This window comes from Gemmiger formicilis (assembly GCF_024462815.1).
Taxonomy (GTDB): Bacteria; Bacillota; Clostridia; order Oscillospirales; family Ruminococcaceae; genus Gemmiger.
Genome location: NZ_JANGCG010000007.1, coordinates 1 through 11,776, shown reverse-complemented (window position 1 = coordinate 11,776; position 11,776 = coordinate 1). Strand labels below are relative to the sequence as shown.

The 11,776-nt window shown below is 61.2% G+C and carries 11 protein-coding genes; 9 read left to right on the top strand and 2 right to left on the bottom strand.

What is annotated here, in order from left to right; genetic code table 11:
* Positions 1-136: 136 nt before the first annotated feature.
* The 4 genes from NE623_RS07400 to mfd all read left to right on the top strand — a co-directional run bounded on the left by NE623_RS07400 (position 137) and on the right by mfd (position 5,560).
* On the top strand, positions 137-871 hold the full coding sequence (locus NE623_RS07400; RefSeq protein ID WP_256271398.1) for a UDP-N-acetylglucosamine diphosphorylase: 735 nt from the start codon (positions 137-139) through the stop codon (positions 869-871).
* A 12-nt stretch (positions 872-883) separates the two neighbouring features.
* Positions 884-1,471, top strand: coding sequence for an aminoacyl-tRNA hydrolase (pth, locus tag NE623_RS07395; protein WP_256271397.1), 588 nt, complete (start codon positions 884-886; stop codon positions 1,469-1,471).
* A 14-nt stretch (positions 1,472-1,485) separates the two neighbouring features.
* Positions 1,486-2,010, top strand: a complete 525-nt coding sequence (locus NE623_RS07390; RefSeq protein WP_256271396.1) for an SH3 domain-containing protein — start codon at positions 1,486-1,488, stop codon at positions 2,008-2,010.
* 109 nt (positions 2,011-2,119) lie between these two features.
* A complete protein-coding gene (gene mfd, locus NE623_RS07385; RefSeq protein WP_256271395.1) occupies positions 2,120-5,560 on the top strand; it encodes a transcription-repair coupling factor in 3,441 nt (1,146 codons plus the stop codon).
* Positions 5,561-5,641: 81 nt separating this feature from the next.
* Here mfd and NE623_RS07380 read toward each other — a convergent pair whose 3' ends face one another.
* Entirely contained in the window at positions 5,642-6,820 is a 1,179-nt protein-coding gene (locus NE623_RS07380) for an AI-2E family transporter (RefSeq protein WP_256271394.1), read from the bottom strand.
* Positions 6,821-6,893: 73 nt separating this feature from the next.
* Positions 6,894-8,051: an AI-2E family transporter gene (locus tag NE623_RS07375; RefSeq protein ID WP_256271393.1), complete on the bottom strand. Its 1,158-nt coding sequence runs from the start codon at positions 8,049-8,051 to the stop codon at positions 6,894-6,896.
* 210 nt (positions 8,052-8,261) lie between these two features.
* Between NE623_RS07375 and NE623_RS07370 the strand changes: the two genes are divergently transcribed.
* The 5 genes from NE623_RS07370 (at position 8,262) to NE623_RS07350 (ending at position 11,666) form a co-directional block, all read left to right on the top strand.
* On the top strand, positions 8,262-8,705 hold the full coding sequence (locus NE623_RS07370; protein WP_256271392.1) for a DUF523 domain-containing protein: 444 nt from the start codon (positions 8,262-8,264) through the stop codon (positions 8,703-8,705).
* Positions 8,706-8,811: 106 nt separating this feature from the next.
* Positions 8,812-9,276: an NfeD family protein gene (locus NE623_RS07365; protein ID WP_256271391.1), complete on the top strand. Its 465-nt coding sequence runs from the start codon at positions 8,812-8,814 to the stop codon at positions 9,274-9,276.
* Positions 9,277-9,303: 27 nt separating this feature from the next.
* Complete coding sequence (locus tag NE623_RS07360) at positions 9,304-10,194, top strand: SPFH domain-containing protein (RefSeq protein ID WP_256271390.1); 891 nt, start codon at positions 9,304-9,306, stop codon at positions 10,192-10,194.
* Between the two features lie 145 nt (positions 10,195-10,339).
* Entirely contained in the window at positions 10,340-10,948 is a 609-nt protein-coding gene (locus tag NE623_RS07355; RefSeq protein WP_256271389.1) for an AAA family ATPase, read from the top strand.
* Positions 10,949-10,970: 22 nt separating this feature from the next.
* Positions 10,971-11,666 (top strand): HdeD family acid-resistance protein, encoded by a 696-nt coding sequence (locus tag NE623_RS07350; RefSeq protein WP_256276141.1) that lies wholly within the window; start codon positions 10,971-10,973, stop codon positions 11,664-11,666.
* The last annotated feature ends 110 nt before the right edge of the window (positions 11,667-11,776 follow it).

Below are 11,776 nucleotides of genomic sequence, written 5' to 3'. Positions count from 1 at the left end.
CCCTTTTTTGTTTTTCATCTTGCTAAAATCAGCCGTGTGATATACAATATAAAGGTATAGATTCCGCCGGGCCCTGCCCGGATGCCGCCGCCCGCCGGGCGGGCTACTATAAAAGGTATATAAAGGAAGATGTGTTATGTCTACCGCAAAAGAGAAATTTGAGCTGGCGCAGCAGCGCTACGCTGCCACGTTTGAGCGCCATCTGGACAACGGCGTGAATTTCATCAGCCGTGATGTCTATATTGAGCCGGAGGTCATCATTGCCCCCGGTGCCACCATCCTGCCGGGCTGCATCCTGCGCGGCAAAACGGTCATCGGCGCGGACTGCGTTATCGGCCCCAACACCCTGCTGGAGGATACCGTGGTCGAGGCAGGCTCCACCATCAACGCCAGCCAGTGCTACGAGAGCCACATCGGCCCCAACAACAAAATCGGCCCCTTCACCCATGTGCGCACCGGCACCAAGACCGCCGAGGGCTGCCATCTGGGTGCCTATGTTGAGACGAAGAACGCCGACTTTGCCGAGGGCAACACGGTCAGCCACCTGACCTACATCGGTGATGCCACTGTGGGCAAGTACTGCAACTTCGGCTGCGGCACCGTCACCTGCAACTATGACGGCGAGGGCAAGTACCACACCACCATCGGTGACTATGCCTTCATCGGCTGCAACACCAATCTGGTTGCGCCGGTCACGGTGGGCGACCACGCCTTCACGGCGGCGGGCTCCACCATCGGCCATGACGTGCCCGCCGGTGCGCTGAGCATTGAGCGCGCCAAGCAGACGGAAATTGACGGCTGGGGCGAGAACAAGCTGCAGAAGTACATTGCCAAAAAGCAGAAGCTGGAAGCCGACAAGAAGAACAAATAAGGGACTGCATCTATGTTAGGAATGACCTCCGGGGCAGACTGGCTGATTGCCGGGCTGGGCAACCCCGAACCAAAATATGACGGCACACGCCACAATGCTGGCTTTGAGGCGCTGGATTATCTGGCCGCCCAGTGGCACTGCGATATTGCCAAAGCCAAATGGCAAGGCCTGTACGGCACGGCGCAGGTGGAGGACCACAAGGTGGTACTGCTGAAGCCGCTGACCTATATGAACCTGAGTGGGCAGAGCATTGCCCCGGCGGCGAATTTCTACAAGATTCCCGCCGACCACGTGATTGTGCTGTGTGACGATATCACGCAGGAGCCGGGGCATCTGCGCATCCGGCCCCACGGCTCGGCGGGCGGGCACAACGGACTGAAAAGCATCATTGCCAGCCTCGGCACTGAGAATTTCAGCCGTATCCGCATCGGCATCGGCGCCAAGCCCAACCCGCAGTATGATCTGGCCGCGTGGGTGCTGGGCAAGCTGCCCCCTGCTGACCGCAAGGCCATGACCGACCGCTACCCGGACATTGAGGACGCCTGCAAGCTGCTGATGAACGGCAACCTGCAATATGCCCAGAACAAGTTCAACCACTGAGGGGACGTGCAACCATGAGTAAAATCCGTAAAAAAGCTATGCTTCGTCTGGTGCTCTGCGCCGTTGCGCTGATTGCCTGCATCATCTTCAGCGTCCTGCTGCTCAGCGGCACCTTTGACGGCAAGACCGGCGGCAGCAGCGCCCCCGCCGGGGACGTTATCTCCGCCGATGCCTCCGCCATAAGCGACCCGACCGCCGACAGCTTTACCGCTTCCACCCCGGAGGAAACCCCCGCGGAGGAGGCACAGCCCGAGGCTACCCCCGAGCCCACGCCGGAGCCGACCGCTGTGCCCACCTATGACGGTCTGAGCGTGCAGCCCACCACCTATTACAATGAGGGTGAGCAGCCCAGCTACACCGTCACGCCGGACAACAACCTGAATATGCGCGCCGGCCCCAGCACTGACTATGATGTGCTGGGCAAGGTGCCCGCCGCCACGGCCGTGACCGCGCTGGGCACCAATGAGGACGGCAGCTGGGTTGTTGTGAACTACAACGGCATTTATGGCTGGCTCAAGACGGAGTATCTGAACAGCTGATACTCCCATACCCGATTTTCTGGTCAGACGTAGGGCGGCCTGACCTCCGGCCGCCGCGGCGGGGTGAGGTCATACCGCCCTACGTTTGTTTGCTTCAGCAGGTGCTTTTATGTTCCATGCACTTTTTACCAAAACGGACGAATACAAAAAGCTGGCGCAGGCGCTCGGTGCTCCGGGGGCTTGCGCCTTATTTGGCATACCCGGCGCAGGCCGGGCGCTGGTCTACGCCGCGCTTTCCCACGCTTTGGACAAGCCCTTGTGCATCGTGACCCCCGGCGAGGCCGAGGCCACCCGCTTTGCCGGGGATTTGAACGCGCTGGGCGTGGCGGCAGCGGTTTTCCCCGCACGCGATTACGTGCTGCGCCCCATTGAGGGCACCGGCCGCGAGTACGAGTACCGCCGCCTTGCCGTGCTGGGCGACCTTGTGGGCGGGCGGCTGCAGGCTGTCTGCGTGCCGGATGAGGGTCTGACCCAGTACACCACGCCGCGGGCGGAGTTCTGCGCCAACACCCGCACGCTGCACCCCGGCGATACCCTGCCGCGGGCCGAGCTCACCGCCCTGCTGTACGGCGCGGGCTACACCCGGCGCGACCAGGTGGACGGCCCGGGCCAGTTTTCCATCCGCGGCGATATTGTGGACATCTACGCGCCGGATATGAAGCAGCCCGCCCGTCTCGAGTTCTGGGGCGATGAGATTGACACGATGCACAGCTTCGATTTGGCCACCCAGCGCCGGGATGAGCCGATTGAGAAGATTTACGTCTCCCCCGCCCGCGAGGTGCTGTTTGGCCAGCCCGCGCAGGCCGCGGAACTGATACGCGCCTACATCAAAAAGGCCCGCGGCAAGCGGCGCACTGCGCTGGAGGCCTGCACCGCCACCGATCTGGCCCAGCTGGACGGCGGCGCTATGCCGGTGGATATGGACAAATATCTGGCCCTGCGTTACCTCGAGCCCACCACAATTCTTGATTATTTTGATGACCCGCTGCTGGTTCTGGAGGAGCCCGCCTCCCTGCGGGAAGCCGAGCGCGCCACCGCCTACCGCCGGGGCGAGGAGCTTACCGCCCTGATTGAGGACGGCGCGCTGGCCGCCGGGCTGGATAAGCTCTACGCCGAGAACAGCTGGCTGTGGGCGCAGACCGCCGTGCACCGCACGCTGTGTGCCGAAAACTTTGCCCGCAGTATGCCCGATGTACCGCTGAAGGTCATTGTCAACGCCACCGCCCACGCGCTGCCCGCGTGGAATGGCGAGGTGGCCGGGCTGCTGGAGGATATCCAGCCGCTGTGCAACGGCGGCGCGGCGGTCACGGTGCTGGCCGGAACGCCCCGCGCTGCGGCAGGTCTGGCCGCCGATTTGCACGCCAAGGGGCTGAACGTCACCACCGACGCAGACGCCGCGCCCACCGCCGGGCTGGTACAGGTGCTGGCGGGGCAGCTTTCCGCCGGGTGCAGTCTGCCGTTTGCGAAGTATGCGCTGTTCACGGCGCGTGCGTTCGGGGTGAGCAGCACCCAGAAGCGGAAAAAGCGCAATAAGGACGCGCTGAACAGCCTGAGCGAAATCTCGGTGGGGGATCTGGTGGTGCACCAGAACCACGGCATCGGGCGGTATGCGGGCATCCAGCGGATGGCCGTGCAGGGTGTCACCAAGGATTATCTGCGCATTGAGTACGACAAAAAAGACGTGCTCTATGTGCCGGTCACCCAGCTGGATTTGCTGTCCCGCTACACCGCACCGGGTGACAGCGACAACGTGAAGCTGAGCCGTCTGGGCGGCACCGACTGGGCCAAGACCCGCAAGAAGGTCAAGGCCGCGACCGAGCAGATGGCCAAGGAGCTGATTGAGCTCTACGCCCGCCGCAAGCAGGCACACGGCTATGCTTTCCCCGATGATGACACCTGGCAGGGCGATTTTGAGCAGCGCTTTGCCTATGAGGAGACCCCCGACCAGCTGACCTGCGCCGCGGAAATCAAGCACGATATGGAGGAGCCGTGGCCGATGGACCGCCTGCTCTGCGGCGATGTCGGCTTTGGCAAGACCGAGGTCGCACTGCGGGCGGCGTTCAAATGCGTGATGGGCGGCAAGCAGTGCGCGATTCTGGCCCCCACCACGATTCTGGCGTGGCAGCACTTCAACACGGCGCTGACCCGCATGGAGTCCTTCCCCATCCGCATCGGACTGCTGTCCCGCTACCGCACGCCGAAGGAGCAGAAGGAGACGCTGCGCGGACTGAAGGACGGCACTGTGGACATTGTCGTGGGCACCCACCGGCTGCTTTCCAACGATGTGAAGTTCAAGGATTTGGGGCTTGTCATCATCGACGAGGAGCAGCGCTTCGGCGTCAAGCACAAGGAAAAGCTGAAGGAGAGCTTCATCGGCGTGGATATGCTGACGCTGTCGGCCACGCCCATTCCCCGCACGCTGAATATGGCGCTGTCCGGCATCCGGGATATGAGCACCATCGAGCAGCCGCCCTTTGAGCGCCAGCCCATCGAGACCTACGTGCTGGAATATGACGAGGGCATTGTCTCCGAGGCCATCCGTAAGGAGCTGGCCCGCGGCGGACAGGTGTACTATCTGCACAACCGCGTGGACACCATTGAGGAATGTGCCGCCCGGGTCGGCAAGATGGTGCCCGGCGCACGCATCGGCATTGCCCACGGCAAGATGACCGAGGAGCAGATTTCGTCGGTGTGGCAGCAATTATTGGACAACGAGATTGATATTCTCGTCTGCACCACCCTGATTGAGACCGGCGTGGATGTGCGCAACTGCAACACGCTGATTATTGAGAATGCCGACCGCATGGGGCTTTCGCAGCTGTACCAGATACGCGGCCGTGTGGGGCGTTCCTCCCGCCGGGCGTATGCGTATTTCACCTTCACCCGCGACAAGGTGCTGACCGAGGTGGCCGCCAAGCGGCTATCCGCCATCCGGGAGTTCACCTCCTTCGGGTCCGGTTTTCGCATTGCGATGCGCGATTTGCAGATACGCGGCGCGGGCAGCCTGCTGGGCCACAGCCAGCACGGCCATATGGAGGCCGTGGGCTATGACCTGTATGTCAAGATGCTGGGGCAGGCGATTGCCACCGCCCGCGGCGAAGCCCCGCCCCCCGACAAGAGCGACTGCCTTGTGGACATTACCGTGGACGCCTTCCTGCCGGAGGACTATATCCCGGACGCCGCCGGGCGCATTGAGGCCTACAAGCGGATCGCCGCCATCGAGACCACCGCCGACGCCGAGGACGTGCTGGATGAGCTGATTGACCGCTACGGCAGCCCGCCCAAAAGCGTGCAGGGGCTGGTGGATGTCTCGCTGGTGCGCGTGACGGCGGCCCGCACCGGCGTTGCGGAAATCGTCCAGCGCGGCGACCAGCTGATTCTCTACTCGGACGTTGTCGGCCCGAAGCAGCTGGAAAAGGTCATGGCGCAGTACCCCCACCGGGTGCTGTACAACGCGCTGGGCCGCCCCTACTTCAGCCTGCGCGTGCAGAAGGGCGAAAGCCCGCTTGTGCTGCTGCGGGATGTGGTAACCCTGCTGCCGGGGGCGTAAATTGCAAAAAGAAAAGCCGCTGTTTACAGTGCTTATGCTGTAAACAGCGGCTTATTTTTGTGGCAGGCGGGCTAAGCCCCCTTACTCAAACACATTTTCTGTATCTTCGGCTTCGTGTTCTACCGGTTTGCCCTCGCTGTCAATGCCGCGGCGATCCAGCAGATAGTGCACAAACTCCTGCGCCAGACCGTAGAGCGTGGCAAAGACCGGCACGCCGACCACCATGCCGACAATGCCGAACAAATCGCCGCCCACCACGATGGAGAACAGAATCCACAGTGCCGAGATGCCGATGGACGAGCCGAGAATCTTTGGGCCGATGAAGTTGCCGTCCAACTGCTGGATAATCAGAATCAACACGCAGAAGATGACCGCCTGCAGCGGATCTATCAGCAGCAGGATAAACACGCTTGGGATCGCGCCGATAAAGGGACCGAACACCGGGATAATATTCGTAATGCCGATAAACACGCTGATCAGCACGGCAAAATCAAGCCGCAGGATCGTCATGGCCACAAAGGTGATAACGCCGATGATGGCGGAGTCGATGATCTTGCCCACAAAAAAGCCCGTGAAGTTTACATTGGCGTAGTGGCAGATGCGCAGGGTGTTTTCGGCCACCTTCTCCGGCAGGAAGGCGTGCGCCAGCGTGCGCAGCTGGTGCAGCAGATGGTCCTTGTCCGCCAGCATGTAGATGCTGGCCGCGATCGAGGTAAAGATCGCCACAAAGTTGGATGCCACGCTGCCGATGCTCGCCACGATCTGCGGCATGGCTTCGGTTGCCATCGCATAGATTTCCTTGACCATTGCCTCGGAATCATCGAGCATTTTGGTGGCCTGCTGCAGGTCGATGCCGTACTCACTCTGGACATAGAGCAGCATATTCTGCACGCCCTGTATGTAGCTGGGGAAGTTCGTAAACAGCATTCCGATGCTGTTCACGATCTGCGGCACGACCAGCCAGGCCAGCAGCACAAGCAGCAGGATCGCCACGGCGTAGGCCAGCAGGATGGCAAAGCCGCGCGTGCCCTTCTTCTCCTTGAACAGCCTGATGTAGAAGAATTTGACCATCGGGTCAAGGATATAGGCGATGACCACGCCGCCCGCAAACGGCGACAGAATCCCGATAAAGAAGCCGATTTTGCCCAGGAAATACCCGAGGTTGTTTAAAATCAGATAAAATGCGATACAGGCCCCGACCACGCAGAACCAATCCAATATCGTCTCCGGCTTTTTGGACCAGATATGTTCGTCTTTCAAGCGTTCCGCCCCTTTTTATACCATATTATTAGTATTGTAAGCGCTGCGAGCGTACATTGCAAGAGATAACCTGTTAATTTTGTGTGTCCATGGGCGGGAAATCCCGGTCGAGGGCATCTGCGTCCAGGCCGCGGGCTGCCAGTCCGGCCCCCACCGCCTGCTTGAGCAGCGCCGCTACCACAGCCAGCGTGGGCACACCCAGCGCCATGCCCGGGATGCCAAACCACGCACCGCCCACCACAATGGCCAGCAGCACACCCAGCCCCGGCAGGCCGGTGGCGCCGCCCAGGATGCGCGGCGCAATGAAGTTGCCGTCCACCTGCTGCACTACCAAAATGATGATGGCAAATTCTGCCGCTTTCCAAGGCGATTCCAGCAGCAGGATGACGATGCCCGGCACCGCGCCGAGGAACGGCCCCAGCACCGGGATGATGTTCGTCACGCCGACCAGCACCGCCAGCAGCGGCGCATAGTCCAGCCCGAAAACCGCCATCAGCGCAAAGGTCTCGCCGCCGACCAGCAGGGCATCCAGCAGCTGCCCGCCAAGGTAGCCGCTGAAAATGCGGTTGGCCAGTGCGCAGACAGCCAGCACACTGCCCGCCGCCCGGGGCGGCAGCGCTGCCCGCAGGCAGGTGTGCGCGGCGTGCAGCAGTTTTTCTTTGCCGGAGAGCAGGTAGATACTGACCGCCAGCGCCACAAAGGCATTGGCGGCGGCGTCTGCAGCATCCCCCACCGCGCGGGCCGCCGTCTGAGCCGCCTGGCGGGAGAGCGACGCGAACCAGCCTTGCAGCTCACTCCCCACGGCCTGCACCAGCTGTTCCGCCGTGGCCATGTCGATGCCGAAGGTCGCCTGCACCCAGAGCAAGAGTTGTCGGATGGTCTCCTCATAGGCGGTCAGCCGTCCGGCAAAGGCGGTGATGCTTTGCACCAGCTGGGGCACAACCAGTGCAGCCAGCAGCGCCAGCACGCCGAAAAACAGCGCATAGCTGACCGCCATAGCCCCGCCGCGGCGGCCCCCAAACAGTTTTTGCGCAAAAAAGCGCGTGGGTATGTCCAACACATAGGCCAGCACCAGCCCCCAGCCGAAGGGTGCCAGCAGCGCCAGCAGACCGCCCAGTGCCATCAGGGCCGCGGGCAGCCGTGCCACAGCGGCAAACAGCAACGCCGTCCCCGCCGCCAGCACCAGCCAATCCCCCATCGTGCTCGGCGGGCGGTCAAAATATTTTTTCATTGTGGTTCCTCCTCTTTTATGCTACTGGTTTTACCGCACAATTTACGGAAAGTTAGTAGTATTGTAAGGGCTGCGGGCGTACATTGCAAGAGCTAACCTGTTAATTTTGTGTGTCCATAGGCGGGCGGTCAAAAAACTTTTTCATTGTGTTCCCTCCCACTTTATGCTATACTGAATTTGCCGCAAAATTTACGGAAAGCCGGTGTTTTCGTGAAGATTCTCGTCAGCGCCTGCCTGCTGGGTGTGGCGTGCAAATATTCCGGCGGCCACAACGCCTGCCCCGCCCTGCTGGATGCCCTGCACACCGGGGCGCACACCCTTATCCCCATCTGCCCCGAGGTCTACGGCGGCCTGCCCACACCCCGCCCGCCTGCGGAGCGCGTGGGCGGCCGCGTGCTGACCGAAAGTGGCGCAGACGTGACCGCGCAGTATCAGCGCGGGGCCGCGGCTGCCTTGCAGCTGGCGCAGCTGTACGGGTGCGAGGCCGCGATTTTAAAGGCCAACAGCCCCAGCTGCGGCAGGGGTACAATTTATGACGGCAGCTTCACCCACACCAAAATTCCCGGTGACGGCCTGACCGCCGCGCTGCTGGCAGCAAACGGCATACGTATTTACAACGAGTATAATTTCAGTGAATTACTCCATATTGTTTAATTGCACCCGCATATCCTGTGCACACCACACAGCTTGCTCTTGACAGCGCCCCTATAGAATGTTACAGTGGTGGTAAGCACTTCCCTGCTCTGAAAGGAGGCTCCCTATGTGGTTTTCTTCAATGTGGTTTGATACGGTTCTCTGGCTGGTTGCGTTCGCCGCCTTCATCGCGGTGGAGGCAGCCACCACCGCGCTTGTCTCGGTATGGTTTGCCGTGGGCGCAGCGGCGGCGATGGTTGCCAGCTTCTTCCCGATTGGCTTCGGCTGGCAGATGCTGATTTTCGCCGTTGTATCGGCCATCTCGTTCGCGCTGATGCTGCCCAACCTTGCCAGCCGCCGCGGGCAGCACAAGGCCCCTGTCACCAACGGCTCGCCCCTCACCATCGGCAAGCAGGGGGTTGTCCTTGTCGCAGTGGAGCCCGGGCTGCTGGGCCGCGTGCGGGTGGACGGCCTTGACTGGCAGGCCCGCGCCGAGGTACCGCTGGCCGTGGGGGACCGCTGCAAGGTCATCGCCGTGGACGGTGCCGTTCTCATCGTGGTGCCCGTGACCGCTGACGTGGCCGCGGTTTGATTTCCAAAAAAAAAGGAGGAATTTCCCATGCTGTTGATTTTTGCCATTCTGCTCATCATCATTCTGGTGGTGCTGGTGCGTTGCATCGTCATTGTGCCCCAGTCCAACGCCTATGTCACCGAGTGGCTGGGCGTCTACAAGGACACCTGGGGCGCCGGTCTGCACATCCGCACGCCGTTTGTGGAGCGTATCTCCCGCAAGGTTTCCCTGAAGGAGGAGGCTGCCGACTTCCCGCCGCAGCCGGTCATCACCCGCGACAACGTCACCATGATGATTGACACCGTTGTCTTTTTCCAGGTGTTTGACGCCAAGATGTACGCCTACGGCGTGAACCGCCCGATTCAGGCCATTGAGAACCTGTCCGCCACGACCCTGCGTGACATCATCGGCTCGATGACGCTAGACGAGACGCTGACCAGCCGCGATTTGATCAACACCAAGATTACTGCCAGCCTTGACGAGGCCACCGACCGCTGGGGCATCAAGGTCAACCGCGTGGAGCTGAAAAACATCGAGCCGCCGGTGGAAATCCGTCAGGCGATGGAGAAGCAGATGAAGGCCGACCGTGAGAAGCGCGCCTCCATCCTGCTGGCCGAGGGCGAAAAGCAGGCTGCCATCACCCGCGCCGAGGGCGAGAAGGAGTCCGCCATCCTGCGCGCCGAGGCCGTGAAGCAGCAGCGCATCCGTGAGGCCGAGGGCGAGGCCGAGGCCCTGCTGACCGTTCAGAAGGCGCAGGCAGACGCCATCCGTATGATCAACGAGGCCAACCCCAACCACAACTATCTGGCCCTGCGCAGCATGGAAGCGATGGAGAAGGTTGCCGACGGCAAGGCCACCAAGCTGATTGTTCCCAGCGATATGCAGAATCTGGCCGCAACGGTATCTGCCATCAAGGAGATTTCCGGCGAGGCCGAATAACCACAGCCCACCTCCCGCCTGCGGATTTTGAACCGCGGGCGGGATTTTTTTCTTGCGTTTTCCACAAAATCAGGGTATAATACAGTTATGTTAGTGTGCCATTTTGTGCAAACTACACTAAAATTATATGTGAGGTGTATCAGTTATGAAGGAACCTATGGTCATTACGATGGCGCGTGAATACGCATCAGGCGGCAGTGAGATTGCACAGGCCGTTGCCGATAAGCTGGGCATTCCCCTTTACAACAAGGAACTGATTACCCTTGCAGCCAAGAAAAGCGGCCTGACCGAGGAAGCTATTGCCGCCAGCGAGAACCAGCGCAGCGGCAGCTTGATTTACAGCCTGTACATGATGGGCAACACAATGCCGCTGGCCGATCAGGTCTACATCCTGCAGAGCAACGTCATCAAGGAGCTTGCTGCCGAGGGTCCCTGCGTCATTCTGGGCCGCTGCGGCGACTATGTCCTGCGTGAGCGCGAGAACGTCCTGCGCACCTTTGTGTATGCGCCGCTGGAGGACCGCATTGCCTTTGCCAAGAGCCGCCCTGACGCCAAGGATATGCCCGACCGCCTGTGGGAGATCCAGCTGGCCAAGCATGACCGTGCCCGCGCAAGCTACTACAACTATTATACCGAGAACCGCTGGGGCGAGGCCAAGAACTATGACCTGTGCCTGAACGCCACCTTAGGCCGTGACGCCTGCGCCGACCTGATTGTGGCCGCCGCCAAGGCGATGGAAGCGGCCAACAAGTAAACTGCAAAAGGAGCTGCCACCTATGCTGCGCTATATCAAAAGCGGAATGATGCTGCTGAGCATCGCCTATATCATCATTGGCATGATGCTGCTGATTATGCCCCAGACCAGTCTGCTCTGGATTTGCTACGCCTTCGGCGCTGTGGTGCTGGTTACCGGCATTGTCTGCCTGATTCAGTACGCCCGCATCCGCGGTACCGGCTTTACGGCGCCGTTTATGCTGGTGGGCGGTGTCATTACGGCGGGGCTGGGCATCTTTACGCTGGCCAAGCCGCAGGTGGTGGCCAGCTTCCTGCCGGCTGTCTTTGGCATCTTCATTCTGGTGGACGGCCTGAGCCGTGTCGGCACAGCCATTGATCTGGCCAAGCGCAAAGGCCAGAAATGGTGGGTGCTGCTGCTGCTCAGCGTTGTCTCGGTGGCTTTGGGCGTGCTGCTGGTGCTGCATCCGTTTGATGCGGCGGTCAGCGTGGTTATGGTGTGCGGCATCCTGCTGATTGTGGAGGGTGCGCTGAATCTGGGCTGCGTTTTGTACGCCGCTATGGAGCTGCGCACGCTGGACCGTATGGCCAGCGCCGCCGCCAACGCCGCCCTGTCCGCTTTGGGTGATGCACTGGACGAGGCCGAAGCCGCCGCAGACACTGCGGATACCGGCAGCATCGCCCCCGAGGGCCCGGTTGTCTACGATGCCGAGAGCAAGGATGTGTCCGACGAGGAGTAATTTTTCCGCAAAACCGTAGGGGTCGATGCTGCCGGTATCCGCAGTGTCTGCGGCGGCTTCGGCCTCGTCCAGTGCCTCCCCCAAAGCGGCCCGGGCGGCGTTGGCGGCGG

Coding starts and splice junctions, on each gene's coding strand:
- NE623_RS07350 (WP_256276141.1), top strand. CDS start 10,971: ATGCTGCGCTATATCAAAAGCGGAATGATGCTGCTGAGCATCGCCTAT.
- NE623_RS07375 (WP_256271393.1), bottom strand. CDS start 8,051: ATGAAAAAATATTTTGACCGCCCGCCGAGCACGATGGGGGATTGGCTG.
- mfd (WP_256271395.1), top strand. CDS start 2,120: ATGTTCCATGCACTTTTTACCAAAACGGACGAATACAAAAAGCTGGCG.
- pth (WP_256271397.1), top strand. CDS start 884: ATGTTAGGAATGACCTCCGGGGCAGACTGGCTGATTGCCGGGCTGGGC.
- NE623_RS07400 (WP_256271398.1), top strand. CDS start 137: ATGTCTACCGCAAAAGAGAAATTTGAGCTGGCGCAGCAGCGCTACGCT.
- NE623_RS07360 (WP_256271390.1), top strand. CDS start 9,304: ATGCTGTTGATTTTTGCCATTCTGCTCATCATCATTCTGGTGGTGCTG.
- NE623_RS07390 (WP_256271396.1), top strand. CDS start 1,486: ATGAGTAAAATCCGTAAAAAAGCTATGCTTCGTCTGGTGCTCTGCGCC.
- NE623_RS07365 (WP_256271391.1), top strand. CDS start 8,812: ATGTGGTTTTCTTCAATGTGGTTTGATACGGTTCTCTGGCTGGTTGCG.
- NE623_RS07355 (WP_256271389.1), top strand. CDS start 10,340: ATGAAGGAACCTATGGTCATTACGATGGCGCGTGAATACGCATCAGGC.